At 47.0% G+C, this 25,849-nt stretch carries 33 protein-coding genes and 4 pseudogenes; 24 read left to right on the top strand and 13 right to left on the bottom strand.

Annotation, left to right across the window (positions count from 1 at the left end; all coding sequences use genetic code 11):
* Positions 1-487: 487 nt before the first annotated feature.
* Positions 488-691 (bottom strand): hypothetical protein, encoded by a 204-nt coding sequence (locus HFD95_RS04190; protein ID WP_167429868.1) that lies wholly within the window; start codon positions 689-691, stop codon positions 488-490.
* Between the two features lie 301 nt (positions 692-992).
* Between HFD95_RS04190 and HFD95_RS04195 the strand changes: the two are divergent.
* Positions 993-2,141 (top strand): annotated as a pseudogene (locus HFD95_RS04195) (IS3 family transposase).
* Between the two features lie 65 nt (positions 2,142-2,206).
* Here HFD95_RS04195 and HFD95_RS04200 read toward each other — a convergent pair.
* From HFD95_RS04200 to HFD95_RS04210, 3 genes are all read right to left on the bottom strand, one after another.
* A complete protein-coding gene (locus HFD95_RS04200) occupies positions 2,207-2,797 on the bottom strand; it encodes a hypothetical protein (protein ID WP_167429869.1) in 591 nt (196 codons plus the stop codon).
* Between the two features lie 87 nt (positions 2,798-2,884).
* A complete protein-coding gene (locus HFD95_RS04205; protein ID WP_167429870.1) occupies positions 2,885-3,091 on the bottom strand; it encodes an AlpA family transcriptional regulator in 207 nt (68 codons plus the stop codon).
* Positions 3,092-3,190: 99 nt separating this feature from the next.
* Positions 3,191-3,820 (bottom strand): inovirus Gp2 family protein, encoded by a 630-nt coding sequence (locus tag HFD95_RS04210; RefSeq protein WP_167429871.1) that lies wholly within the window; start codon positions 3,818-3,820, stop codon positions 3,191-3,193.
* 422 nt (positions 3,821-4,242) lie between these two features.
* On the opposite strand from HFD95_RS04210, the gene HFD95_RS04215 reads away from it, so the two are divergent.
* From HFD95_RS04215 to HFD95_RS04285, 15 genes and pseudogenes are all read left to right on the top strand, one after another.
* Positions 4,243-5,160, top strand: coding sequence for a hypothetical protein (locus HFD95_RS04215; RefSeq protein ID WP_167429872.1), 918 nt, complete (start codon positions 4,243-4,245; stop codon positions 5,158-5,160).
* Between the two features lie 73 nt (positions 5,161-5,233).
* A complete protein-coding gene (locus HFD95_RS04220) occupies positions 5,234-6,109 on the top strand; it encodes a GTPase family protein (RefSeq protein ID WP_167429873.1) in 876 nt (291 codons plus the stop codon).
* Between the two features lie 85 nt (positions 6,110-6,194).
* Positions 6,195-7,031: a DUF932 domain-containing protein gene (locus HFD95_RS04225; RefSeq protein WP_167429874.1), complete on the top strand. Its 837-nt coding sequence runs from the start codon at positions 6,195-6,197 to the stop codon at positions 7,029-7,031.
* Between the two features lie 206 nt (positions 7,032-7,237).
* Positions 7,238-7,954 (top strand): YafY family protein, encoded by a 717-nt coding sequence (locus HFD95_RS04230; RefSeq protein WP_167429875.1) that lies wholly within the window; start codon positions 7,238-7,240, stop codon positions 7,952-7,954.
* Positions 7,951-8,580 carry a hypothetical protein gene (locus HFD95_RS04235; protein ID WP_167429876.1) on the top strand — a complete coding sequence of 210 codons (630 nt, stop codon included), beginning with the start codon at positions 7,951-7,953 and terminating at the stop codon, positions 8,578-8,580. Before HFD95_RS04230 ends, HFD95_RS04235 begins: the two co-directional genes overlap by 4 nt.
* Before the next feature lie 15 nt (positions 8,581-8,595).
* Positions 8,596-9,045, top strand: coding sequence for a YfjS/YafY family lipoprotein (locus HFD95_RS04240; RefSeq protein ID WP_167429877.1), 450 nt, complete (start codon positions 8,596-8,598; stop codon positions 9,043-9,045).
* Positions 9,045-9,482, top strand: a complete 438-nt coding sequence (locus tag HFD95_RS04245) for an IrmA family protein (RefSeq protein ID WP_371815225.1) — start codon at positions 9,045-9,047, stop codon at positions 9,480-9,482. Before HFD95_RS04240 ends, HFD95_RS04245 begins: the two co-directional genes overlap by 1 nt.
* 131 nt (positions 9,483-9,613) lie before the next feature.
* Complete coding sequence (locus tag HFD95_RS04250) at positions 9,614-10,027, top strand: antirestriction protein (RefSeq protein ID WP_167429879.1); 414 nt, start codon at positions 9,614-9,616, stop codon at positions 10,025-10,027.
* A 14-nt stretch (positions 10,028-10,041) separates the two neighbouring features.
* Entirely contained in the window at positions 10,042-10,509 is a 468-nt protein-coding gene (gene radC, locus HFD95_RS04255) for a DNA repair protein RadC (RefSeq protein ID WP_167429880.1), read from the top strand.
* Positions 10,510-10,519: 10 nt separating this feature from the next.
* On the top strand, positions 10,520-10,846 hold the full coding sequence (locus tag HFD95_RS04260; RefSeq protein WP_167429881.1) for a type IV toxin-antitoxin system YeeU family antitoxin: 327 nt from the start codon (positions 10,520-10,522) through the stop codon (positions 10,844-10,846).
* 31 nt (positions 10,847-10,877) lie between these two features.
* On the top strand, positions 10,878-11,258 hold the full coding sequence (locus HFD95_RS04265) for a TA system toxin CbtA family protein (RefSeq protein WP_167429882.1): 381 nt from the start codon (positions 10,878-10,880) through the stop codon (positions 11,256-11,258).
* Complete coding sequence (locus HFD95_RS04270; RefSeq protein WP_167429883.1) at positions 11,255-11,746, top strand: DUF5983 family protein; 492 nt, start codon at positions 11,255-11,257, stop codon at positions 11,744-11,746. The genes HFD95_RS04265 and HFD95_RS04270 overlap by 4 nt, the downstream gene beginning before the upstream one ends.
* 92 nt (positions 11,747-11,838) lie before the next feature.
* Positions 11,839-12,672: a DUF4942 domain-containing protein gene (locus HFD95_RS04275; protein WP_167429884.1), complete on the top strand. Its 834-nt coding sequence runs from the start codon at positions 11,839-11,841 to the stop codon at positions 12,670-12,672.
* A 109-nt stretch (positions 12,673-12,781) separates the two neighbouring features.
* Complete coding sequence (locus tag HFD95_RS04280; protein WP_167429885.1) at positions 12,782-14,029, top strand: PD-(D/E)XK nuclease family protein; 1,248 nt, start codon at positions 12,782-12,784, stop codon at positions 14,027-14,029.
* Positions 14,030-14,478: 449 nt separating this feature from the next.
* A pseudogene (locus tag HFD95_RS04285) lies at positions 14,479-14,631 on the top strand (Arm DNA-binding domain-containing protein); the annotation flags it as partial.
* Positions 14,632-14,642: 11 nt separating this feature from the next.
* Here the strand turns inward: HFD95_RS04285 and HFD95_RS22035 are convergent.
* Positions 14,643-14,840, bottom strand: a pseudogene (locus HFD95_RS22035) (hypothetical protein); the annotation flags it as partial.
* Between the two features lie 110 nt (positions 14,841-14,950).
* Here HFD95_RS22035 and HFD95_RS04295 point away from each other — a divergent pair.
* The gene (locus HFD95_RS04295; RefSeq protein ID WP_158131933.1) at positions 14,951-15,223 is read left to right on the top strand and encodes a hypothetical protein; all 273 of its coding nucleotides are present in this window, start codon (positions 14,951-14,953) and stop codon (positions 15,221-15,223) included.
* A gap of 202 nt (positions 15,224-15,425) precedes the next feature.
* Here the strand turns inward: HFD95_RS04295 and HFD95_RS04300 are convergent, their stop codons facing one another.
* The 5 genes and pseudogenes from HFD95_RS04300 to HFD95_RS04315 all read right to left on the bottom strand — a co-directional run bounded on the left by HFD95_RS04300 (position 15,426) and on the right by HFD95_RS04315 (position 17,561).
* Positions 15,426-15,872, bottom strand: a complete 447-nt coding sequence (locus HFD95_RS04300; RefSeq protein ID WP_010259042.1) for a DUF943 family protein — start codon at positions 15,870-15,872, stop codon at positions 15,426-15,428.
* Positions 15,865-16,668 (bottom strand): DUF3289 family protein, encoded by an 804-nt coding sequence (locus HFD95_RS04305; RefSeq protein ID WP_022626080.1) that lies wholly within the window; start codon positions 16,666-16,668, stop codon positions 15,865-15,867. Before HFD95_RS04305 ends, HFD95_RS04300 begins: the two co-directional genes overlap by 8 nt.
* 199 nt (positions 16,669-16,867) lie before the next feature.
* Positions 16,868-17,017, bottom strand: a pseudogene (locus tag HFD95_RS22280) (LexA family protein); the annotation flags it as partial.
* Positions 16,992-17,204 carry a hypothetical protein gene (locus tag HFD95_RS04310; RefSeq protein ID WP_167429886.1) on the bottom strand — a complete coding sequence of 71 codons (213 nt, stop codon included), beginning with the start codon at positions 17,202-17,204 and terminating at the stop codon, positions 16,992-16,994. The gene HFD95_RS04310 and the pseudogene HFD95_RS22280, both read right to left, overlap by 26 nt.
* 129 nt (positions 17,205-17,333) lie before the next feature.
* Positions 17,334-17,561 (bottom strand): DUF333 domain-containing protein, encoded by a 228-nt coding sequence (locus HFD95_RS04315; RefSeq protein WP_089414547.1) that lies wholly within the window; start codon positions 17,559-17,561, stop codon positions 17,334-17,336.
* A 498-nt stretch (positions 17,562-18,059) separates the two neighbouring features.
* On the opposite strand from HFD95_RS04315, the gene HFD95_RS04320 reads away from it, so the two are divergent.
* Positions 18,060-18,383 (top strand): hypothetical protein, encoded by a 324-nt coding sequence (locus tag HFD95_RS04320; RefSeq protein WP_124889764.1) that lies wholly within the window; start codon positions 18,060-18,062, stop codon positions 18,381-18,383.
* Between the two features lie 317 nt (positions 18,384-18,700).
* Here the strand turns inward: HFD95_RS04320 and HFD95_RS04325 are convergent, their stop codons facing one another.
* Together HFD95_RS04325 and HFD95_RS04330 are read right to left on the bottom strand one after the other, a co-directional pair.
* Positions 18,701-19,027 (bottom strand): SymE family type I addiction module toxin, encoded by a 327-nt coding sequence (locus tag HFD95_RS04325; RefSeq protein WP_022626076.1) that lies wholly within the window; start codon positions 19,025-19,027, stop codon positions 18,701-18,703.
* 302 nt (positions 19,028-19,329) lie between these two features.
* On the bottom strand, positions 19,330-20,229 hold the full coding sequence (locus HFD95_RS04330; RefSeq protein ID WP_167429887.1) for a LysR family transcriptional regulator: 900 nt from the start codon (positions 20,227-20,229) through the stop codon (positions 19,330-19,332).
* 141 nt (positions 20,230-20,370) lie between these two features.
* On the opposite strand from HFD95_RS04330, the gene HFD95_RS04335 reads away from it, so the two are divergent.
* The 4 genes from HFD95_RS04335 (at position 20,371) to HFD95_RS04350 (ending at position 23,109) form a co-directional block, all read left to right on the top strand.
* Complete coding sequence (locus HFD95_RS04335; RefSeq protein ID WP_167429888.1) at positions 20,371-20,694, top strand: superoxide dismutase; 324 nt, start codon at positions 20,371-20,373, stop codon at positions 20,692-20,694.
* A gap of 219 nt (positions 20,695-20,913) precedes the next feature.
* Positions 20,914-21,477 carry an NAD(P)H-dependent oxidoreductase gene (locus tag HFD95_RS04340; protein WP_167429889.1) on the top strand — a complete coding sequence of 188 codons (564 nt, stop codon included), beginning with the start codon at positions 20,914-20,916 and terminating at the stop codon, positions 21,475-21,477.
* An 80-nt stretch (positions 21,478-21,557) separates the two neighbouring features.
* A complete protein-coding gene (locus HFD95_RS04345) occupies positions 21,558-22,280 on the top strand; it encodes a putative quinol monooxygenase (protein ID WP_167429890.1) in 723 nt (240 codons plus the stop codon).
* Positions 22,281-22,305: 25 nt separating this feature from the next.
* Positions 22,306-23,109, top strand: a complete 804-nt coding sequence (locus HFD95_RS04350) for a carboxymuconolactone decarboxylase family protein (RefSeq protein ID WP_167429891.1) — start codon at positions 22,306-22,308, stop codon at positions 23,107-23,109.
* 346 nt (positions 23,110-23,455) lie between these two features.
* On the opposite strand, the gene HFD95_RS04355 is transcribed toward HFD95_RS04350, so the two are convergent.
* Positions 23,456-23,692, bottom strand: coding sequence for a DUF2171 domain-containing protein (locus HFD95_RS04355; protein ID WP_003854080.1), 237 nt, complete (start codon positions 23,690-23,692; stop codon positions 23,456-23,458).
* 355 nt (positions 23,693-24,047) lie between these two features.
* On the opposite strand from HFD95_RS04355, the gene HFD95_RS04360 reads away from it, so the two are divergent.
* Together HFD95_RS04360 and HFD95_RS04365 are read left to right on the top strand one after the other, a co-directional pair.
* A complete protein-coding gene (locus HFD95_RS04360; RefSeq protein ID WP_158149498.1) occupies positions 24,048-24,644 on the top strand; it encodes a DUF1349 domain-containing protein in 597 nt (198 codons plus the stop codon).
* 104 nt (positions 24,645-24,748) lie between these two features.
* Positions 24,749-25,768 (top strand): DUF481 domain-containing protein, encoded by a 1,020-nt coding sequence (locus HFD95_RS04365; RefSeq protein WP_083068742.1) that lies wholly within the window; start codon positions 24,749-24,751, stop codon positions 25,766-25,768.
* Positions 25,769-25,849 lie beyond the last annotated feature (81 nt).

Here is a 25,849-nt window from a genome sequence, read left to right on the forward strand (position 1 = left end):
GCAGGATGCGTTGCGGTGATAGGAGAGTTTAGAGGCGTTAGTCATTTTCAGTGATGAGGCAGAATTATTTACCGATACTGGGTAATAACGCACGTACGTATTTGAACAGCTTACGCTCAGTTTGATAAAGGAAAAACATCACTGAAGTTACTGATACCTAGGAATAAACATGGAATGAGGGTTTTCACTTTGAAGCGGGTTCCATGCCAGATTTATCCTGAACGCGATTTCGGTAGACCCCAAAAAAGTAGCGAGCATCTAATAGCGCATGTCTGTACAAAAAATACCTTTATTTTTTTGGTTTTGTTCTTGTTCCGTTAGCCGGATGATATCAGCGATCACTACAACTTAGCGTTATGACACGCTACCTCCCTTCGCTGTTACCCGGAACAGGAAACCCATAACGTTACTACAGTGGGGCAGATAGCCAGACATGATTTTCCTGCTGTGACGCAATGCTAAGCACGATTTGATCGAGCCAGCCGCACTAGGCATAGAGCAGATGGTGAGTAAACTCATCACCCGACTGCTGGGATTCCAACAGCTCTTTCAGCGTTTCAACGAGTTTGCAGCCGCGACGATAGAACGTTTCATCACGCTTTAATGATGGATTGTGAAGGACATCCATCTCGAACAGGATGGTGTCCTGCAGCAGGGTATCAATGTAAATGATGGGACCTAGAGTTTGCATCGCGAGTGTTGGAAGGCAATGTTCTTATCCCTGAAGATGAAACCCATGCTCCGTGAATGGAATTAATGTGTCGATGCTGCTTAAATATTGAGCGCTATCATCTGAAGAGCAAGCCTTCACGGCGGAATTAAGTAGTGGGCACCATTAGATTTTTTGAGCACGTCAGTTGGCAAAAGCTGAATCGTCAAACAGGAACGAGTTTAAGGGGCTATCCTCAGGCATTAAACAGCAAGTGAATTGATCTTACCCACCAATAGTGGACACGCAACTAAGTGAGTAAACTCTCAACCAGAGGTGACTCATGACAAAACCAACATCGACCAGCCAAAAGCCCCGTAAGCAGCACTCGCTTGAATTTCGCAACGAAGCGCTGAAGCTTGCTGAGAAAATTGGTGTTGCTGCCGCGGCCCGCGAACTCAGCCTGTATGAATCAAAGCTTTATACCTGGCGCAGCAAGCAACAGCAGATAGTGACCGCGTCAGAGCTTGAAAGTGAACTGGCCGCTGAAATGCCCGCCTTAAGCGGCAACTGGCTGAGCGGGATGAAGAGCTGGCCATTCTCCAAAAGGCCGCGACATACTTCGCGAAGCGCCTGAAATGAAGTATGTCTTTGTCGAAAAGTATCAGGCTGAGTTCAGCATTAAAGCCATGTGCCGGGTGCTGCGGGTTGCCCGCAGCGGCTGGTATGCCTGGCGTCTGCGCCGCCATCAGCCAGGCCCGCGCCAGCAATGCCGTCTTATCTGCGTTGCCGCCGTCCGTAAGGCATTCACTGAGGCAAAAAAGCGTTATGGCGCGCCTCGTCTGGCCAGAGAACTGCCGGAGTACAATATCAAAACCATTGCCGCCAGCCTGCGTCGTCAGGGGCTGCGGGCGAAAGCCTCCCGGAAGTTCAGCCCGGTCAGCTACCGTGAGCACGGCCTGCCGGTATCGGAGAATTTACTGAAGCAGGACTTCAGCGCCAGCGGCCCGAACCAGAAGTGGGCGGGAGACATAACGTACCTTCGCACAGATGAGGGCTGGCTGTATCTGGCGGTGGTTATTGACCTGTGTCCCGTGCCGTTATCGGCTGGTCAATGTCATCACGGATGACGGCACAGATGGTGTGCGATGCACTGCAAATGGCACTCTGGCAGCGAAAACGTCCGGAAAATATCATCGTTCACACCGACCGTGGTGGACAGTATTGCTCTGCGGATTACCAGGCGTTACTGAAGCGACACAATCTGCATGGCAGCATGAGTGCAAAGGGTTGCTGCTATGACAATGCCTGTGCGGAAAGCTTCTTCCACTCGCTAAAGGTGGAATGCATCCATGGGGAACACTTTACCAGCCGGGAAATAATGCGAACGATGGTATTTAATTATATCGAGTGTGATTACAATCGGTGGCGACGTCACAGTTCCTGTGGCGGTCTCAGCCCGGTCCAGTTTGAAAACCAGACCCTCTCTTAGGGCCGTGTCCACATTACGTGGGTAAGATCAAATAGCGAATGAGAAAGACAAGCCTAAGAGTGCGTTTAAGGAGCGACCACCGTGCGATATGCGAATAAGGCATACTCATCCATCGCGTTGGTCAGTGCGACATTCTCTGCCTGCCGGTCGCACACCCATTGAGTTACCTCCGCATCTGATTTGTATTTTAGGTTCTCAATCCAGTCGGTTAGATCATTACCTAACATCAAATCGTACCAGCAAAGCCAAACAAATTTGATGCGTATTTCGGTGCCACTAAATTGTTGAAACAGGCTGATTAACTTGTTGGCTAATGAACGTTGTTTCAAGCGAACACATTCAGAGAGTAAGACACCTTCAAGCATAGGATGATGAACCAACAGATGTTCCTGCGTGCTCAAGCTAACATTTTGATCATCCAGTGGAGGTTGAGATTTTTCCACCTGAGGGCCAAAAATTATCTTGTGCAAACACTGAGGAACAACCGCATGAGCAGGTTCTTTGTTGGGAAAGTTTAAGCAACCTATCATCAGGTGATGAGAGTAATAAATGTTCTGATGACACATCCCTTGTCGAACAGCGAGCTTTGAAAATTCCATCAGCCAGGTTTGGTAATATTTAAGAATCTCTTCGTAGCGCGTTTTATATTCTTTCATGTTTTTTTCTCATTAGTATCTAGGTGACAAATGCTTTCGATGTCACCTAAATACATTTCCAACGGGTAAGTCGATGGGCCGGATACGTTACTGCCGTGAATGACTGATGCGCTCATTTAGCCAGCCTTCCACTTCGCTTTTTAACCATCGAGAGCTTCGACCAAATTTGATTGGTTTAGGGAAGTGATTCTCCTGGATCAGCTTGTAGAACCATTTGTCTGTCAGGCCAGTTAAATGGGTAATGAATTCCATAGTTACGAATTGATCGTCAATTATGTTTGGATTTGTGGTCATGGTGAGTGGCTCCAGTTGATAGTGAGCCGGAAAGCGATTTATGCATACTCTCCGTCATATCACTGGCTTTTCCTGTAAAAATTTTGAGTTCACTAATCGTTAGTTCTGGCTAGTTCCGAAATTTCTATATCCATCCTCGTTATGTTTACTGCGCACTTTTGCCAGATAAAGCGATCTGTGGCGTAGTTTCTGATAGGACTCATTAAAATCAGGTTTATTAATGTCCAACCACACTAGTGGATCCTTTGGGAAATGAGCCAAAGTATGAGCTCGCAGTACGTTGGTTTCTCCCAACCCTAAGGAACGGCACCATGCTTCTTTAATCATGAAGGCTAAATTATGAATTTCGGAGTCATATTTACCTAGGGCACAGTAAGTGTCCTTATTTAGAAGGAGTAGGATATGGTAGTGAGGTTTGATTCCGCTTTGTTCAAATTCCCGTGCCCATACATAGCGAACGCTAGTTGGATGACTACGCTTGTTATTTTTTTTCTTTCTTAATAAGTCGGCGTGAATCTGCTCCTTCAAAGATTGAAAGAAGCGAGTGATAGCTTTGCTGTCCGTACCTCCAAAATTTTCATGATCTATATCGGATAGTCTTAAATCGAACCTCAACGCTAATGTCCTGGAGTGGGATTCCAATGCTTTACCGATTGTCTCTTCGATTCTTATAACGTAATGCTCCCACAGTTCACCATAAACCGGGTCATTGATAATTCTGTTATTCATTTTCAACCACTCATATTGTTTACACATAGTGGATGAGTGTCATGTGATTTTGTAGACCACAGTGGTAATACAAAGACCTCAGTACATTACTAACGTTCTAAGCCACCATGAATATTACCAATCCGACACTTTTCACTTTGGGAATGACCGTGACTTTTTTAGCAAAACCCAGAGGCATAGGGGGGGTGCACAAGTACAGACATCATCGATACAGCACATTTTCTACTCTTAAGTTAGGGTGAGCACGTTCATTTTGAGAACTAGAGGCCATTTAGCAGGGTAAGACAATCCTTTTCGAAAAAAATTACTACGTAGAGTTTTATGTAGAGTGCTACGATGATTTCTACGAAAAAATTTACACACGAAGCTACACTTAAAGCTACGTATAATTATGGTTGTTTAATATAAATTAAGGTACGAGCATGGTTAAAGAATTAGTGACAACTCAAGAATCAAGAATAAATTTTCAACTGCTCATTAATCTTTTTGAAAAGAGCTTCATTTCAAAAGAAAAAGTAAAAGATCTCTTTTCTTTAGTTAGGTTTAGCCATTTTAAAAAATCTGCATCTGATGAAATAATATCTTCTTTTGATGATTTAAGTATTTCAGGTGATGATCTTTTTGAAAGTGAAAAGAGACAACTCCAGAACAGTTTGGTTGATCTAGAATGTCTGGATTGGTTGAAAAGTGAAAGATCTAGAAACTATATGCTTATTAGTCTCTGGAAAGAATATGCTGTCATATTTCAATCAAATTTTTTCTACAACTTCGCATTTATGAAAATCGTTGAAAACAGATGTTGGGGTAATGTTGATACTAACCTTATTGTGAACTTTATAGATTATTGTGCGTTAAGGCATGGTAGAGAAAGTATAACCAACTTTATAAACTTGAAATGTTCACAATGGCATCAAAGCGTTTGTCGAACATTGCATTCTCTTTGGATAGATAGTGATAAAATCATTAAAACTAAAAATGGTGAGTATGATTGGATTTTAAAAAGACTACATGATGAAAGAATGTTTTTAACTATGCCGTCGTTTGAAAATAATGAGTTAAAAAGTGCATTTATATTTTGCCATTTGGATTTATGGATATCAAATCGTGGAAATGCTGAAGTGGATTTGTTTTTTATAAAACTAAAAAAATCGTGGTCACAGAAGAAATTTAGAGATGGTGTTAAAGATAAGAAGGTATTGAATACCTACATCAGTGGTGAATCCAAGTCGAAAGTTGAGGAAATGGCGAAGTTTAAAGGGATGAAGTTGAATGAAGTTTTAGAGGAGATTATTGATTATTCATACAGGAATTGGAGCTCATCAAAGAACGGATTGAAATAAATAATAAATATATATTATCCCTTTGAAGTAATGATTTTATTAATAAGCTAACCATGGTTACCAAGAGAGATAAATGACAAAATCAAACGGATATAAAGCCATAGAGAATAGATTACAATATTTACCACTGCCTACTACCCATGCCATATTGGGAAAAATCAGTGAAATAGTAAACTCAGAACCTGTCATTGGCATTATGGGTAAAACTGGGGCGGGCAAGAGCAGCCTCTGCAATGCTCTGTTTCAGGGCGAAGTATCGCCAGTAAGTGATGTTAGCTCATGTACCCGTGATGCTTTGCATTTTCGCTTACAAACTGGAGACCGTTATTTAACGCTAATTGATCTTCCGGGTGTGGGTGAAAGTCAGCAACGTGACCGTAAATATACATCGCTTTATCGGCGTTTGCTGCCGGAAGTTGATTTGATAATCTGGGTGATAAAAGCCGATGACCGGGCGCTAGCGGGAGATGAGCATTTTTACAGACATGTATTAGACGTTCCTTCTCAAAGCAAAGTGTTATTTGTCATTAACCAGGCTGACAAAATTGAACCGTGTCACCAATGGGACTTCAGAAGCAACCAACCTTCACCCCTTCAAATCGCTAATCTCGATCTCAAAGCTCGGGACATCACACGGCAATTGCAGCCAGTCAATCCGGTCTGCGCCATTTCAGTTAAAACCAACTGGAATCTGAAAGAGATGGTCGAAGTCATGGTCGAATGTCTGCCGAAAAAATCCAGTAGCCCTGTAACAGCGCAACTATATAGTCATCTTCGAACTGAGCGCGTCAAAGAGACGGCAAGAAACGATTTTGGTAGCGCCGTCGGAGGAATTCTTGATCTAGTGGCTTCGCTTCCTGTGGTTCCCAGGCCAGTAAAATCGATGATTCATCAAATTCGTGATGCAGTCGTTTCAATCGCTCGTTCCTTATGGGATTTTTTCTTCTAAACAGTCATATCCACGAATACATACTGTAAGGCCCCGACGCGTGCGCGTCGGGGCCTTTTGTTTATTATGCAATCAGGAGTTAATTATGGTACGACTTGCTTCACGTTTTGGTTCTGCCAACGTCATTCGCAAAGATCGCCCTCTAACGCACGATGAACTATTTTTCACTGTGCCCAGTATTTTCAGTGAAACTAAATACGATTCCCGTAGCGAGCGCTATACCTATATTCCCACTATCACTCTGCTGGACAATCTGAAACGGGAAGGTTTCCAGCCTTTCTTCGCCTGCCAGACGCGTGTCAGAGATCTCAGTAAGCGGGACCATACCAAGCACATGCTGCGACTGCGCAGGGAAGGACAGATAACGGGCAATCAGGTGCCAGAGATCATTTTGCTTAACTCACACGATGGTTCTAGTTCCTACCAGATGCTGCCGGGGATATTCCGCGCAGTGTGCCAGAACGGACTCATTTGCGGTGAAACCTTTGGAGAGGTTCGCGTACCTCACAAAGGTGATGTGGTCGAGCGGGTAATTGAAGGCGCTTATGAAGTGCTGGGCATCTTTGGGCGCGTTGAAGAAAAGCGGGAGGAGATGCAGCAACTGATGCTTCCTCCACCGGCTCAGCAGGCGCTGGCAAAAGCAGCGCTCATCTATCGCTTTGGTGATGAGCATCAGCCCGTCACTGAGTTGCAAATTTTATCGCCACGACGCTGGCAGGACGAGAGCCCGGATCTCTGGACGACATACCAGCGCATCCAGGAAAACCTGATGAAAGGCGGGATCAGAGGCAGAAATGCGCAGGGCAGAAACCAACAGACCCGCGCGGTGCGGGGCATTGATGGTGATGTGAAACTTAATCGCGCACTCTGGGTGATGGCTGAAACCATGCTTGAACATGTTCAGGGACGCACGCCTGTATAGCTTGGCAGAACAGTTAACAAATTACGGACACACCCTGTCCGCATTGTACCTGGCCTGATTTGGTCAACTGCGGCAAGTTCCACTGTATCCCGCCTGCAACCCCGCTTCAGCAAATATCAAAATATTTTCTCGTGCGGTCATAACCTGTCCGACCCCTCCCTTAAAATAACCCCAATATTTCAGCATGTTAATTACGGAGATGACCTATGTGTCAGGCCGAACGTCGCTATGACAAACTTGCCATAAGGTTGTCGTTGATCATCAGCCGCCTGGTCGCTGGAGAGACGCTGAACCTGAGCAAACTGGCGGTTGAGTTCGGCGTTTCAGTACGAACTCTGCGGCGTGATTTCCGGGAGCGGCTTATCTATCTGGATCTGGAATATCACAACGGAAACTGCCGGTTGCTTACCGGGGGCAACGTGGTCCGGCGTGAGCACATCGCACTGGCTTTTGCCCGGCAGAGTGGTGTGGCTGGATTATTTCCGGGACTCGATCACCGCCTGGTCAATACCCTGCTTGAAAGCGGCATCGAAGCGCCGTGTATTGTCTGGCAGCCCGCATCATCAATGGGTGAGGCTCATCAGGGTATTTTTCAGCGAATTACCTCCGCTATCACCGGGCGGCGTCGCATCACGCTGCTGGCTGAAGGACACCGTTGTGAGCAACTTGCGCCATATCGTCTGATCTCGCTCGAAGGTCGCTGGTATCTCACGGGCGAGCTCAGGGACCATATATCGGTATTTACCCTGACCGATATTCAGACCATCGCCGTCACTAATGAAAATTTCACCATGAACGAGCCTCTGCTGGCGCTGATTTCAGATTCTGAATTCATCAGAGCGCTTCCCCATTTTCGTTTCTTTCAGTCGCTACTCGCCGGACCTGATATTCGGCTAATACCTCAAAAGGACAACCAACAATGAAATACTCCCCTGTTAAGGCATTGATTGCCTCATTGATGCTCGCCGCGACATTTCAGAGTAGCGCGACAATAACCGGAACGGTCAAGGCGTGGCCTTATATGCAATCCGCTGGCTGGAAGTCAGCAGATGGATATGATTTCGATAAGATGCACAACGCACTGTATCAGGCCGAAATCATCGATAACTATCCGTGGACGAAACAATTCCTGCTGCGCGTCCGCGGCGGTGGTTCTTTCTATCTGGCGGATAAAACGTCCAAGACGGTGCGCCATCTGAAGATCAAGTCGGAGAGTGGTTACAGCTCAGATTTGTCTTCAGTGTATCAGGGTGATGATAACGGGAAGGGATGTTTTCTTGCTGTCATCGATGGAAAAGCGCTGGCGCTGAACCAGGCTGAGGATGACATCACCGCCAGTTTTCCTCCCCGACCAAATGCGGCTCAGGAACTGGCGCAGGTCAGAGAGCGGTTTAAGCCAGAAGTTGTTGCTGTTTTCCCGGATAACTGTGTGAACAAGCAGCAGCAAGCGGCTATTAATGCTAAACGCTCGTCTGATGAACGTGCATTGCAGCAGTGGGTCGCTAAAGAGAGCCTAAAAGAATTGTGCCGCAGGACGGGCAATTGTTAATCAGGGAGAGAGCCAATGATTCTGTTTCCAAAACTGCTGGTTGCAGTTGCCTTCACGACTTCAGTGTTGCTGACAGGATGCGACAGCACTGATGATGGTGGTATTAAAACGATTTCTAAATATCACGATTTAACACCGCCTCCTTTCAGCGACATCGTGTCGTCGAAAAAGGATATCGCCTACCAGTGGATCAAAAAAGATGCATTTGGTCAGGAGCAGTACCGGGTAATCAAAACGGTGAAATCACCGGATGGATGTAAATCAGGTCATTATTATTACATCGCCGACATGCGGGAAAAGACCGTCCAGCCACTCATGTCTGCGCTTTGCCTGTCCGATAACATTACGCTGAGCTTTAAAGAAGAAACCGATAACTATACCGGTGAAAAATCGGTCATTTATTCCCATGACGGAAAAGAGATGGGTAAAATCTACATGCCTAAAAATCAGGAAGATAATCAATGATAAAAGGAAATCGAGCCATTCTGGCTATAATAGCTCTGGCTGTATCAGGCATTTCGTCAGCTTCTGCAGAAGAGCAGCGCTACATCAGCATTCGCAATACTGACAGCGTCTGGGTATCTGGCGGGATATGTTCTCTTCAGTTCCGTCTGGACAATGGCGGCAGCGGCCAGGGTTTTAACAAGCTTGCTGTCACTATGCGGGTTAAAGATAACAAGGGAGGCACCCTCGAAGAGGGTGTTATGGATGTCGAGCCCTTTGGCGACAGCGACGCCACACGATCGCAAAATGCTTATCTTGAAACCACTTGCAACGATGACGCTACCTCGGTTGAAGTTGTTAAGGCAACCGAAATTGAAAATGGCAAAGAGGTCAGCTTGCCATTATCAGTATTCGACACACAGTATTATAAACCCCTAACAGTCTCTATGAATAAATAGACTACGCACATAGTTTAAAACATAAAGCTAACAGCCCCCTCTGCTTATGCAGTGGGGGCTTTTTTATTTATCTGTTACCCGTTAGCAAACCGATTTTTATTAAAACCAACGATAGATAAGGCAATATTTCAATGAAAGAGTCTTTAATTACCGCCGATTTAGTTTCAGACGAAATGCGGCTGCAATTCTGGCCTGAACACTTCGGAAAAATCCCTCAATGGATGCTGCTGGAGCCTCGCGCATTCGCCTGGATGGATCGCCTGTGCGGCGCCTACAACGGCGGATACTGGAATTACTACACACTCAGCAACGGCGGAGCCTTCATCGCACCTGACAGCGAAGATAACTGGGCCATGTTCAACAAGCTGAATGGCAACAGCACGGAGATGAGCAGTGAAGCCGCTGGCATTACCGTTTGCCTGCTGAACTGGAGCCACCATGCCTGCAGAACCGGAAGCCGCGCCATGAGTGAGCACTACTATCGCCTTCGTGAATTTGCGCTGAGCTATCCTGAGAGCAGCGCCATCATGCACATCATCGACTGATTGCGGAGAGCACTATGGAAAATACCTTATTGCAGCATCCGCTCACTTCACACCGCACTGTAAAACGCGCCCTGACGCTGCTGGAAAATCACCTGCGCGAACCGGGCGTGGCGTTTACCTCAGCAACCGCCACCCGCGACTGGCTGCGACTGAACCTTGCCGGGCTGGAGCGGGAAGTGTTTATCGTGGTGTTTCTGGATAATCAGAACCGGTTGCTGGCACACGAAACGCTGTTTTGCGGCTCTATCGCCAGCATGGAAATTCATCCCCGCGAGGTGGTGAAAGCCGCATTACGCCATAACGCCGCCGCAGCCATCTTTGCCCACAATCATCCCTCCGGTCATGCCGAACCCAGCGATGCCGACCGGCGCATTACCGAACGCCTGAAAAAAGCACTGGCACTGGTTGAGGTGCGCATGCTGGACCATCTGATTGTCGGCAGCAAAGAGATTGTTTCATTCGCCGAACGCGGCTGGTCATAAAGGAGGCCATATGCATTCTGAACAATGGGGACTGACGTGCGGTAAAACGCCGTGCTTTGGTGCCAGACTGGTGCAGGAAGGCAACCGACTGCATTTCCTGGCTGACAGGGCAGGTTTTACCGGCGACTTCAGCGATGATGAGGCACTGCGCCTTGACCAGGCTTTCCCGCTGATAATGAAGCAGCTGGAACAGAGGCTTTCAGCCGGTGAGCTGAATCCCCGCCATCAGCAACACATCACTCTGTATCACAACGGGCTGACCTGCAAAGCCGACACCCTCGGTTCACACGGTTACGTTTACATCGCGATTTATCCCACTCAGGCAGTCACCGGCTGACCAGCCGCCTCTGACAACAGGATCACACCACATGCAAAATTTACCGTTACCGGAACCCCGGGCGGCTGAGTCATGCCCGTCGCCCGTGCAGGTCTGGCAGTTGCTGCTTACACATCTGCTGGATAAACACTATGGCCTCACGCTCAACGATACGCCGCTTGGAGACGACAGCGTGATTCAGGCACACATTAACGCCGGTATTTCTCTGTGCGACGCCGTCAATTTCATTGTGGAAAGGTATGAGCTGGTGCGCACCGACAACAGCCAGTCCAGTCTCACCGGGCGCTCATCGCTGATTGCTGCCATCGACATCCTGCGTGCACGACGTGCAACCGGGCTGATAGTGAGCAGCGGTTACAGCACCATCACCCGCATCACAACGGGCCGGTATCGGGAGGATAAAACAAAGTGAAAATCGGTCTGAACCTCAGCGCTGACAGCATCAGCGTGCTGGCGCTGAACATGGGCAAAATCGCAGTGGAGGTTGACGGTATCGACATCGCTAAGCTGATGGATGCCGTTAATACGCAGGGACTGTCGCTGCGTATTGCGGAAAAGCCCGGGAAGGTGGTGGTTGAAAACCCGCTGCCTTCTGGCTCTCACCTTACAGGCGTCTGCTGCAGCACCGATCATATCACCAGCGGAGATAATGCACTGCTTTATACGCTTTCTCACGAGGTGCAGAAATACGGCGATGCTGAGTGGATACACTTCACCGGCTCGGGTTATCTCATCCGGCTGGATGCCCGGTCATTTCCGCTGCTGCGCCTGAAGCGGCTGGGGCTGTCGAAGACCTGCCGACGCTTGGTTGCCACACTGATAAGCCGTTACGGCATCGGCTTAATTCATCTCTATGCGTTTGGCGAACTGCTGGCGGGGTTTGACACCTTTGAGTGGTAGCGGTGCTGACTCAATCTTCTTACCTTCATTTCTCATTTCAAATCATGCACCCGCCCTTCAAACAGGCGGGTGTTTTCATTTATGGAGACAACATGCAACCGGAATCTGACGTTCTTACCGACCATACTGATATCATCTGCTCCACCAGCATCGAACGCATCGTCACCGGACGTGATTCAGCGCTGGTGCAGATTGAACAGTTGAATCAGCAGCTTAACGTCATTTCTCAGCTCATTGCCGGAATCGGTGGTGGCAATGCTGCCGACTGGGCGATGAAACAAGGGCATCGATATGACTGCTGGCTGATGGAAAAGCCGGAGAAAGCGATGCCACTAATTACCCGCAATATTGACCGCAGCCTTTGGCGCGACCTGATGCGGAAGTCAGGCATGCTCTCGCTGATGGACGCGCAGGCGCGTGACCAGTGGCATCAGAACTTAGAAGATGGCGATCTACCGGCCATCAGTGAAGCCAATATTCTCAGCACGTTTGAACAATTGCACCAGAGCAAAGCGGAGGTGTTTGAGCGCGGCATCATCAACGTGTTTAAAGGGCTGTCATGGAATTACAAAACCAACAGCCCGTGTTTCTTCGGTAAGAAGATCATCATTAACAATCTGGTGACGCACAACCGCTGGGGATTTAGCCTGACGTGGGGATATAAGCGGGACCAACTGGCAGATCTTGAACGAATGCTGTATTTGCTCGATTACATGGCAATACCGGATAATCGTGCTGACATCGCTATCAACCTGATGAACCACATTCGCGATAATCCTGGCAAGGATGTTTATGACGATTCATACTTCTCAATCCGCTACTTTCAGAAGGGCACAGCGCATATCACATTCAAAAAGCCTGAGTTAGTCGAGAAGATGAACGACATCATCGCTAAGCACTATCCCGGAATGTTGGCGGAAAGATAGCGAAGGATTAGAATACGTTGGCCTCAAACATAGGTGATCTTTGTCAGCAATTGCCTGAAAAATAGCCGAAGTGATTAAAGAGGCCAATTTATCTACAAGGGACTGAATAATGGAAAAGAACGATGAGTGGCAAGATATACGAGAGTTGCTGCGTAGCACTGTGTTAATGCAGGAAGGCTATCATCAAGCAAAGAAACGTTATGCCAGTAAGATAGCTCCTGATTTTCGTTTGTTACGTTTTTTCAATATTAATGAAAATACCCTTTCTAAATGTTTGGCATTCCTTCTCAGGCCTGATGAAAGCCATGCTCAGGGGGATCTGTTTCTCAGTAGTTTTTATCATTTAATAGAGAAATCAGAAACGCTCAAAACTGATATGAAGGCTCAGATTTCAACTGAATACACTATTTCTAATAGCCGTAGAATTGACATATTGATCTCGGATAAAAACGAGTTAACAGGTATTGAAAACAAACCTTGGGCAGCCGACCAAAAAGATCAACTTTATGATTATGCTCACTGGTTAGCAGCGGAAGCAAAACGGCGAGGCGGCGGATGGTCCTTAGTATACCTCTGTAATAACGAGATAAGTGAGTTTGCTTTTCGCTCAAAGTCATCTGACGATATAAACAAGCATGTTAAACCCATCACTTTCTTCCAATTGGAAAACTGGCTTTCACAGTGTGCATTGCATATTGAGGCACCAGCAGTACGATGTTTTGTAGACGCTCTAATAAAATTCATTCGCGAAGATATTAATGGAGAAACAGCTATGGAATTGCAAAATGAACTCACAGAAAAACTGGTAGCTTCACCGCAAAATCTCAGCGCAGCATTTTTAATTGCTCAGAATATGCGCCAAGTTAAAGAACGCCTGTGGAAAGATTTTATCGTATATCTGCGTCAGCAAATATCACCATTGGGATTCAAGGTTGATATGAATGATGAGTTGCGGACGGGCAGCAAATACGCAACGTTCTCGGTGTTATTTAAAGAAGGTGATGATTTCAAATTATGCTGGGAGTTTGAAACCAGCGATTACCGCAATCTGGCTTACGGGATCTGCTCAACTGTCGAGCCAGAGGATAAGTTGCATAATGATTATTTTCCCGCAATCGCTCAAGCGATGAGGCATGTTTTTCCTGAAATCGATGCAAAAATCGAAAGCGAAGGATGGTGGCCTTGGTGGTGCTATGTTGATGCGGGTATGAATGTCCCACGCAATTGGAATATGGAATCAGATGCCTGGGCATTGCTGCTTGAACGTGGCGAAGGTAGTTTTGCGCAATCAATAACCAGCATTGCAAAACGTATCCATGACGAAATGGACTTATCGTTGTTGAGGACGTCTTCCTAAAACCTGAGTGAAGAATAGATCGCTCAGCGTTTGTAGCGACCGTTAACCCTCTGAACTCTTCAGTTTCTGACCGAACTGAAGAGTTAGCTACTCCGGCTTGTTGGTTGCGTTGAAGTTAACAGTTAAAAATCATCTGCCCTGTGCTAAAGGTTACTATGCAGAACCAACCAGCAAACCACGCAAAACAATGTGTTGGTATAATTGTTGGTATAAATTTTTTCGAACGCGATTTTGTGGTTTTTAGTCAATAGGTTACAGTGTTAATTTGAATCCTGTAGGGTACCATATTTTCTTCTGTTAACATCCTTTCTGGTCTACCTTTTCCTTTAAAATCAGAATCTAACAGTTCTCTGTGGTCCAGTTTGGTCCAGGGTCACCTATTGCGTTCTTGTTTCGATTGGGGGCAGGGTAGGGGGCATTGCCAGGTTCAATCAACTGGATGCCCCCAAATGAAGCTGACAGTCCGACAAATTGACTCTGCTAAGCCAAAAGAAAAGTCATACAAACTTGCCGATGGTGGTGGTATGTATCTTGAAATCTTTCCAAACGGAGCCAAAAGCTGGAGACTCAAATACCGTATAGCGGGTAAAGAGAAGCGGGTGTAGTGGCATAGTAAGCTCCGGCTCGTTCTTAGCAGATCATGAACAGTAAAATATTCAATATCACCCATAACATTGGGCGGTTGCTTCTTCAACATGGGCGGTTGCTTCTTCCTGCCAGGCTCAATACCGCAAAGCTTCGCTATGGCCCTGTTAAGAGTGTCTTTTCCCATGTGCTGGGACTTGCTTACACGGCGATTAGTGAAGACATAATTCACTCTGACAATTAGTTCTTCCAAAAATCTCCATTAGGTTTTATGTGAATTATATTGATAAAAATAAATCTGCGTTAAAGGAATTATAAATAAGAATGGAGGGTTTTATGAGTAAAGATAAAATGAAAGATGAACAAATATCATTTACTGAGGCAAAAGAGTTTGTTAACAAAGTGCATGATGATTTGGTAGATTTATTAGAAAAAAATAAAATTACTGAAAGCTATAGAATGTATCCTGCTGAATATATTGTTTATATTATGTTTAGAAAGTATTACGCCTCTCAGGATTGCTTAAAAATCGTGAGCATAGTTGAATATTTTGAATTAACCGAAATTGTTGAATGCAATAGTGTTGACTGGTGGTTTTTTCAGTCTTAGCATCTGATGTTGATACTAATAAGATTGCAAGCATAATTCAAACAAAAATGGTTGAAGAAGAGAAAAGCAAAGTAAATTCTGTTCTTGTTAAAGAAGATGATGTGGTTATTAAAAAGAAGTTAGTCAAAAATATTTTGAAATAGCCTGATTTACCTGGTCAGACTATTTAAATTTTGAAGCGATTTAGTAAAAAATATCTTTTTTATTTTAATGTTACCCTACCATCAGAACTCTGTATATATGTTTTATCGCCTATATTTATAAATGCTTTTCTATCAAGGCTCCCTCTTATAACTAATGCTATGCTGTTGTATACACATTTCTTATGCCCGCCATTAGTATCATCAAAGCAGGTATAGTCATCAATTGAACCATCTCTGGTTCCTGTTGGTAACTTTTCATAACCATCGAAGTTCATGATGATAACAGTGAAGTTATCTGGGGTATTGATAATATGATATTTATTCTGAAGCGAATCTTTGTTTTCTAACCACCATTTTAGTTTTCCTTCTGTAGTCATCGGTAAATGTTCTACAAAAACTGCACCATTATCAACTCTGACTATTTTTGCTGGTCTTACAGCAATCCATATGCAATATACTGATATTAACAAAATCAGAACTGCTCCAATCCTTTTGTATTTAAACATTGGTTTCTCCTGTCAATGTTATAGTTGCTCCGAAATTTGTGAAAAATGGCTTTTGAGCTAAATGCTTAGCCCTCTGTAGAACGAACCATATTCTAAAGAAACTAATTGAGTTGAATTTAGCTTTTAAGATATCTTCTTTATCTAAGCCAAAATGGTCTTGTGCTCTGTATTTGATAGTCGCAGTATATTTATTGCCCTGGAAGGTCAGGCTTTCTATAGAAATTTCTGTGCTGTTTATGTCATGGACGGTAATGCCCATGCCATTGACAAAATCTTTCCATCTTGTGTATTTTGGTAAACGACTTTTAGATAATACATTTGAAAAATGTTCTTTCGTCAATTGTGACTTATTAAAATCAAATTGCTCGATAGTGTTTTTAATTATGGATAATGTGCTATCGATAGAGTTGTCACTCAAAATGAGATTTCTGTAGGCATTATCCATAAACGGATGCTGAAAATCATTTCCATTACTACGTTGCATGTGATTGAAAAGATTTATGATCAAGCCCTGGTATGGTCCTCGGAAAGAAAAGGCATAGGACTGAGAGCGTAGCTCATCATATAACAACGCAATGGCTTTTTCTCTACTAACTGGCTGTATAGAATTAGTAGCAGGATGCTGATAGGAGGGACCAAAAGTAGTCCAGTCGATGAAAGTTGATACTTGCCCGAGATGATAATGCTTTTTCAGTATATCAGCATCCATGTCGCCACTTTGCATGTCATCAGCATTTCTGTCATTGAATCTTTTTTTTGTAGTGAAGATGATAAGTTTTTTGTCGATTCCTTTCATTCAAAATCAATCCCTTTCAGTCAAATGATTAAGTATTATACATTTTCTATTTGTGAGGTAAATTAAGAATTTTATTAATATTTACTATGTTCAGAGTCATTTACGCCCACATAATCATGCAGTGATGAACCTTGAATATCAAGGCGTTCAGCCAGGTTAATTTATTCGGATGTCTATTAGCATCTATTGAAAGTCACACTCATCTGGTGTGCAATCCCGTTCTGATCTGCTCCCCTCTAACCGGCACCATAGGCCACCGCGGGTTCAGCCCCTTGAGGTACTTGTGGATACCGTCGATGAACAGCTTCTTGAATGTCGCTTCGTTATCGTTGGTTAGCTTTGCGATATAGCCAGACACCGATAAAGGCCAGCAGAGCAGAAAGCACCGCCTTAAGTGCAATCACTGTGAATTCGAAACTATCCATAGCGCCTTCACCATCACCGCTAATGTGGTCTTCTACCAGGGATCTGATGATGCTTTCAGGTTTGAGAAACCAGGTTGCGGAGAAGATTATAATAAATATCAGTATTTTCATCGCACTACACACTTTGTGAAATCAGGAACATCAATGCGGCCGTATGCTGGTAATCCTCCTTTCATAAAGCCACGTCCCATTCTTACGGCTCCTTGATAGCTGCCCTGATATCCCTTCCGACCAACGAGTCTATTGGTTATCCCTTCTGTACAGCGCCCACTCCTCAATGCGCTCTCCGCCTGGCAGAGTACAGTAACCTGATTCACCATCCGCGCCCTTCACTATGTCCAGCTTGCCGCCCATCTTTTCACAATACACAGAGGCTGGGTTAGCCATGCCCACAGCGTGTTGTCTGTCATTATGGGGTACACAGGCTGTGAGTAATAAAATGGTCGCTGCGATTGTAATTGTTTTCATTTTTAACCTTATCTGAAGAGATTGATGAGGGTTAATCGTTATATCCACGCTGCTTCATCTCGCGCTGGTTTTTCTGTTTAATTAAACGGCTATTGTGACCCTGTGTAGCCATTGAAATCAGATCATAACCTGGGCTTAATCCCGCCAGTTAGTGTGGATTTATACATACATCGTGTTCATTAGGTGCATCACCTCTATCCCTTACCTTTGGGATCGCATCTCATCAGGTTACAGCCAGAGCTGCGTTGGCCCCATCAACCGGCTTTCAGCAGCTGCATTGCTGGCCGCTTATTCGTCAGCTGTAACAGGCGCATTGATAGAGCACTTAAGGAGGGGCAGCCATCGCGGGATTAACGGGTTACACCACAGCAATGACAGCACCGCAGATAATATCATCGGGCGCTACCGGTGCCGCCCATGTAAAGAGGAGGGTTAGCATGGCTCAGGTACACTGTGCTATATTTTGCTCGTATCGCAACGGCATTCAGGATGAATCAGATGAGCGAATTTGAGCAAGAACTCTATAATAACGGCTTCTCCGATAAAGAGATCGGTAAACTCAAAAGTATTATAAAAAAAGACGAGTCAAAAAAAGATACACTTCAAAGCCTCGTGATTGATCTAAGTAAACGCTTCTGGGGCGGAGTCATTGCTCTTATTATTTTGATGCTTATTGGGCTGGGTGGCATTTTCAATGCAGATGCTTCAAATGCTATTCCATATATTGTTGTTCTGACGTTTGCATTTCTTGTGATCTATTTTGTTACACCTCTCAACCTAGCATGGAAATCATATAAATTTACCAGAGAATGTAAGCGCTAATTTTTATCCAAAGTTAGTTATCTGATTCCTGTTTCTGGCACTTATTTATAGTAGTACGATCCTTACAGGAACATAGTGTGTACATCGATAATCTGTATTTTTCGATAACAATCTGATAATAAACATTTAATAATTCTTCAGAAATCATTCCAATCTATAGATTATCTGTAATCTCATTATAAAAGGCGATTAAAACGGGGGAGCGCTACGCTGGCTTGGCAAAAGTTAATTTAAATTTAAAAACGCGGATAATTATTGCCAGCAATACTGATCTGCCGCTCCCCAACCAGAAGCGGCATCCTTTTACCTCAACGCCACTAACCCGCAACCACACCCGACAAAGCCAGAACCTGCTTCTGTTTCCTGGCGGGCAGCTTATTCAGCTGCGCTAACGCGTTAACCAGCTGCTCATCGACCGGCTCTGGTGGTTTGACCGTCAGCACAATACGGCCCGCCGTGACTTTTACTTCTACTTCGGTGCCAGTGGTAAATCCGGCGGCAGCCAGCCACTGGCCTTTCATGATAATCGACGGAATACGCGCGTAACTGGGATACCGGCTGGCGTAACTCACCGTTAATTTTCGCTGGGAAACGGAAGGGGCTTCTGAATTTAAACCAACTGCATTACACTCTGACTCAGTCATGATCTCTATTCTCACTTAATAGCGGTTGTGATTAGCGATACCGGGGTGCTCCAACACCTCTGTATCGCGCTAAATACCTGTACATATAATCAACTATTGCAGGAAAAGTCCAGCTGAAAATCGATGTAAACCAGTGGCTTTAATCATCTGATAAACAGCGAATTTTACGATAACGATCTCAAAAAAATGCAATTAACTGAAAGCAATCGCCGTTCGGAATATACGAAAGAAAATAGGTGATATCTCGTCATAAATATCTGCCATTAGCCGTATTCAGTAAGCCCGCTATTAGTAACAGGTGCTTAACCCGCAGTGTGCTTAAGCAGAAAGTCGATTAACGTTTTTACTCTTTTCGTTTTACCCGCGCTTTTAGGATAATAGAGATAAACCGGCGGATAAGTTTTCCAGTAACGCTCCATCACCGGAATAAATGCCTCTTTATCCGGCTGTAAATTATGAACCGGTTCAAACAGTCGCCCGATACCCAGCCCGTTGCGAATGCCATCAGCCATCACCTCAATATCATTACTCATCAACTGACCCGGCATCTCAACGGTCAGCTGTTCGCCATGATGATCCAGAATCAGCGGCAGAATACGATTATTGGTGATAAACCGGTAACCGATAAGCCGGTGCTGATGCAGGTCAGACGGAGACTCTGGAATACCGAACGCTGCCAGATAGGCAGAAGAGGCATACAAACCTTCGCGAAACGGCTTCATCAGCGGTCGCGCCACCACGCCACCTTCCAGAATGTCGCCAAACCGGATCCCCAAATCAAAGCGTTCATCAATGATGTTCACGGTGCCATCGTATACCGAAATTTCCAGCTGAATACCGGGATATTGCTGGCAGAAATCGGCCATCGCAGGTTTCAGCACCAGCAGATAGGCAAAGCGCGAAAGGGTGATTCTGACCAGTCCCGACGGTTCATGATTCTGGTCACGGATGCTTTCCAGCGATTTTTCCAGCGAGGCTACCGCTGCTGAAGTTTGTTCCAGCAGCTGCTGTCCGGCATCGGTCAGCTCAATCCGGCGCGTGGTTCGCACAAATAGCGGATGACCGATGTGCGCTTCAAGCAGCTTCAGCGCCTTACTGACAGAGGGGGGAGTAATCTCCAGTTTGCGCGCTGCCGATGAAATATTCCCTTCGCGGGCGATGCTCTGGAAGATGCGTATCTGGTTATAGATGGCGTTGTTCACGGGATAATCCTGACACAATCGGGCTGCTTATTATTAGCCGCAGGCTAAATATCTTTGAGTCAATAGTGGCCTAATCTTCACTAAATCGCGAGCATATACTCCTTATCAGTTCCCCCTGGCCGTGAATCTCAGGAGATTGATATGCGAATTTTGTGTCTGGATAAACCCGCCCCCGATGCCACGCTGGAAAAGTATCACCCTCATCTGGCTGCCGAAGCTTTCCATGCCTGGAGTCTGTATAAATCCGGTGCGCTACGCGATATTTACTACCGACAGGATCGACCCGGCGTTGCGATCTTCCTTGAATGCGACTCGGTGGAACAGGCCCAAAGCCTGCTGGCTGACTTTCCGCTGGCAAAAGCCGGTCTGCTGAGTTTTGACTGCATCCTGTTAGGTGCATTCACCAACTGGGAAAGCCTGTTCGCTGCAGAGTATAAGCCTCAGCAAGAGGGCGCCACCCAATGATCAGTCGCAAACCGCTACCGTGTGTTGTCACCAGTCATCCGACAGGTGTCAGGGAGGCGGCGCAGTAAAAACGCCGAGTGAAGCGCTGGCGGCAGGAAAGGCGGATGCCGTAGCGATTGCATTTGATTAAACGGTGCCGGACGGCAAAAAGTACCCAGCGCTTGATGGCATCGACAACGCCTGGTTATCTGTTAAAAAATAAATGATTAAAAACTGAAAATGAAAAATATATTAATTATTTCCGGTCATCCCGACCTGAGCCATTCGGTCGGTAATGCTACCATTCTCAATGAAGTCGCTTCTGCACTGCCTGATGCTGAAATCCGTCGTCTGGATGCTCTTTATCCGGACAACAACATCAATGTCAGCACCGAACAGGATGCACTGCTGAAGGCAGATATTATCGTCTGGCAATTTCCCTTCTCCTGGTATTCGCTGCCAGGGCTCATGAAGCTATGGCTGGATGACGTATTTGTTCATGGGTTTGCGCACGGATCAACGGCCAGACTCGGCGGTAAAAAACTGATCCTCTCCTTCACCACTGGCGCACCGCAGGCGTTATACGCGGCAGATGGCGTCTTTGGTCATCAGCTGGAGGATTATCTGATTCAGTTTGAAACCACCGCCCGGCTCTGCAATCTGGAGATGCAGAAACCGGTTTATACCTGCGGGATAAGCTATGCCAGTCGTAATGAAACTATTATCACGCAGCAAATTGCTGCAGCAAAGCAACACGCGTCGCGACTCATTGCTCAGCTCAATGCGGAACTCACAACGGCTTAATAGCCAGATGAAACAGAAATCGCGCCGGTTAATACACCGAATGAATCGCAAATCACCTCATCCGATAATTAAGGCAGACCGTGAACAATATTACCGCTCTGACTCTGACTCTGCTGATGGCCGGCCCGGCATCGGCAGCCGCTTTAACAGAACCCACAAATCGTGTCATTAATCTGCATGAAATGGAAATTAAGGCCGGGAAAAACGGACAGTACGATGAAGTTGCCAGAGATAATATTACCCGTTCGCTGGCAGAGCAACCAGGTACGCTGGCGATGTATTCACTGAAACATAAAGAAAATGCTCATCAGGCTTATATGATTGAAATTTATGCGAGTGAAGAGGCATACCAGCAACATCTCAGTTCTGAGCCGTACCGGTCTTTTATTACACGCGCACCTGATCTTATCGGCCAGAAAAAGAGCACCGTGCTGGAGCCGCAGTTTCTGGGTGATAGACCCTTCGTACAGAATAAAGAAACCATTAATAACCTGGTGATTGTTGACGTGAAACCGGCCGATCAGCAGGCATTCCGCGATATTGTGCTGCCTGAAATGGCGGAATCACTGAAGGTGGAACCGGGCGTACTGGCGATGTATGCCGCGACCGATGCAAAAAACAGATATCGCTGGTTCTTCTATGAAATCTACGCCAGTGACGCCGCCTATCAGCAACACCGCGAAACGCCCCATTTTCGCGACTATATCCGGCTGACAGCTGAGATGACCGACCGCAAAGAGGCGATCCCCGTGGTGCCTGCTCTGCTGAAAAACCGCGGCGCTCTTAACTCTTTTGTTAACTGACCTTTACCAGGGAGCTGATCAGAGGATGAAAAAAGTGATTGCCGCCGCCGCGATCTCCATGATGCTGGCCGACCTGGCCGCTGCTGAACCCAAAAGAGGTGAAACTATGTTGAACGTCAATCCATCCAGCCTTTCGGTTGCCGACATTGAGTCCGTCTCTCCCGCACTGGCTCGTTTCGGACGTGAAGCGATAACCGACGATCTCTGGAAACGCGATGCACTTTCGATCCGTGACCGCAGTATCGTCACGCTTGCCATTCTCATCGCCCGCAACCAGCCTGCTGAGTTACAACATTACGCCGGTGTGGCGCTCGATAGTGGAGTGACGCCTGCTGAAGTCTCCGAAATTATTACTCACCTGGCGTTCTATTCCGGCTGGCCCAATGCGATGTCCGCAATTGCGGTGACCAAAAATGTGTTTCAGGCGCGAGGTATTGGTGCCGATCAACTGGCCGAAGCCTCTCCGGCACTGCTGCCACTGAATCAGACAGCCGAACAGCAGCGTTCTGCAACGGTAGAGAAAAATGTGGGGCCGATCTCGCCCGGGCTGGTCAGATTCACCGCCGAGCCGCTGTTTCTCAATCTGTGGCAGCGGCCAGCGCTACAACCTCGAGACAGAAGTCTGGTGACGGTCAGCGCGCTGATTGCTTCGGGACAAAGTGCGCAAATTAGCTACCATCTCAACCGGGCGATGGACAACGGATTGACGGCTGAAGAAGCGGGCGAGATTATCACTCAGGCCGCGTTCTATGCTGGCTGGCCAAATGCCTTTTCAGCGGTTCCGGTGGTGGGGGAAGTACTGGGGGATCGCGCAGCAAAACAGGAATAACCCGCAGCGGGTGAGGGATTCAGGTTTTACTTCACCCGCCGTTTCTTATGCCCGCCGGATACCGACAGAGATCCGGAAAAGTGCTGCGCCATTCTGGTGGTTTTTTCCCTCCCGCCGCAATGCCATGATGACCGCTCCAAACCTTCCACTTACGACCACCCGCCACCGGGCATAAAAACAGGGAGCACCGCGTCATGGAAAGTAAAAATCTGACAGATATTGCTGAAGACGTTTCAGGCGGTGTGAAATATAAAGCAGTAATAAATTAAAGATGGGCAGGGCAGGAGGCGGAAATTACATTGCGGAATAAATAAAATAAGCCGTGGCGGGCGCCACGGCTAATGTTTTATGCAGACTGCCACTCACTTTCAACATCCGCTTTGGCTTTAGAAAGGATGACTTTATTATCATCAACTTCTTTCACCCAGCTGAATGGAATAATGTGGTGTTTGCCGCCCGCTTCAGGATCGCTTTTCGCCAGCTTAATTTTGTCGTCGCCTTCGAAGTGGTCGACAATCCCGACATGTTCGCCATTCACATCAACAACCTGCGCGTGATCTAAAATTTCTGATTTATCTACCATGGTGGCTTAATCCTTATATTTAATGAGTTCAGTTGCCCTCAGACAAAACAAGCCTGGTTGTTAAATGCTGTTTTCGCCAGGGGATTAACAAAATGAAATAGTTCAGTGAACTGGACCTGGTCGCAGTTATTTATTTCCGGCAGGAGAATAAAGGGCATATAAGCGAAACCGCAAACAGAGCCGGAGTCTCTGCAGCCACGGGTCTGCTGACCTCACTGCCTGCCACATCGACACCATCAGATTTGCCGCAATCGTCTGCCGCCTGTTCACCAATCAACGCTATGATAATCAGGTCAATCGCCACGCCGCAGATCGGCCAGCACGCGGGCGGTTTAACTTACCCAAAGGAGTGCCTATGACAGCAGTCAGTTCCATTACCACTGAAGGTGGCGTCTGGATTAATCAGCCGCCGGTACACAGCCTGGATGGCGATACGCTGAGGTTCGAAACCGCGCTGAACAGCGATTTCTGGCAGCGTACCTGGTACGGCTTCGAACGGCACAGCGGCCACGCTTTTGGCTTCTGGGTGGAAAACGACTTTACCGTTCAGGTGCAGGTGAGGGCGGATTTCAGTCAGCTCTACGATCAGGCCGGGCTGTTTATTCAGGATAACGAAACGCACTGGGTTAAGGCGGGCATTGAGTTTAACGATGACCAGCCCGCAATTGGCAGCGTGGTGACGCGCGAGTTTTCCGACTGGTCTACTGGTGTGTTTCCCGGCGATGCGCGCCAGTTCTGGCTGCGCGCCACCCTGGAAAATGCGGCCTTAAGAATTCAGTACTCTACCGACGGCGTGAGCTGGCCGTTGTTACGGCTCTGCCCGTGGCCCGGTCAGGGGCGGCGGTTTGTCGGAGTGATGGGCTGCTCGCCTGAACGTGAAGGGCTGGCGATGAGTTTTACGGACTTCGCTATTACTCCACCGCTCGGCAAAGCACTGCACGATCTCTCCTGAGCCAGGCGGCGCATTGCATATCGTTGCAGAATCGGCTTAATTGTCAGGTCAGAATTTGCGGTGACGCGTCGCCCGTGCAAGACGACGCCTTTACAGGGAAAGCTATGCGTTGCGCCACCTCGTTTATCCCGCTGCTGGTCATCAGTTGCTGCGCCGGATGGGCACAGCAGGCCACTGCCGATACCGTCTGGCTGAATAATGGCGATCGGCTGACCGGCACGATTCGTTATCTCAGCGACGGCAAGCTGGCGATAGAGACACACTACGCCGGTACCGTCACGCTGGACTGGAGTGCGGTCAGTACGCTCGCCAGCGAGAATCCGGTGAATGTCGAAAACAAAAAGACCGGCGAACATTATCAGGTGCGGCTCTCCTCATCCGATCCCGGCTATGTCTGGGTGGAACGCAACGAGCAGGAGCAGCAGGTTTCGCTGCGGCGCATTGATGAGTTTATGAAAGCCAAAGTCCGCAGCGATCAGCTTGCCTGGACCGGCAACATCGATGCGGGCGTGAAGGTCAAAAAAGCCTCGACCAAAACTGACGACTACAGCTTCGCGCTCAACACCAAACTGAACCAGGGAAAATGGCGTCACGATATCGGTGCGACCTACAATCGCGAGCAGGAAAACGAGAACATCAATACCGATAACTACAGCCTGCGCTACGCCTTTGACTATCTGGTCAGAGAGCAGTTCTTCTGGCAGACCCGCGCCACTTACAAGCGCGACTGGGTGGAGAATCTGTCACGTCAGGCGCTGATCGGCACCGGTCCGGGTTATCAGTTGTGGGACACCGAACTCAGCGCGTTCTCACTCTCGGTGCTGGGCGGTGCCTTTGAGTATGGCTACAGCGATGACCGGGAAGAGCGGCACTTTGGCGGCTCGCTGCGCTGGAACTATCAGCGCTATCTGCTGGGCAAGTCGGTCACGCTTTACAGCAATGGCGATGTTGGCCATTCGCTGGATGATGACGGCGTATTTATGCTGGATGCCGAAGTCGGCCTGCGCTACAGCCTGACTTCGTGGTCAACGCTGCACGTTGGCTATCACCGTAATCTGGTCAGCGGCATACCCGACACCCTGAACGAAGGCATTTTCTCCACCGGATTGGGGCTGAAGTGGTAAGCCGCTGATCGAACAGCGCCGCAGCAAATCCTTACGGTTTTTATCCGGTTACAGGCGCGGGATTGGCTAAGCTGCATGTAT

It is taken from the genome of Pantoea sp. EKM10T, from assembly GCF_011800685.1.
Classification (GTDB): domain Bacteria; phylum Pseudomonadota; class Gammaproteobacteria; order Enterobacterales; family Enterobacteriaceae; genus Pantoea; species Pantoea agglomerans.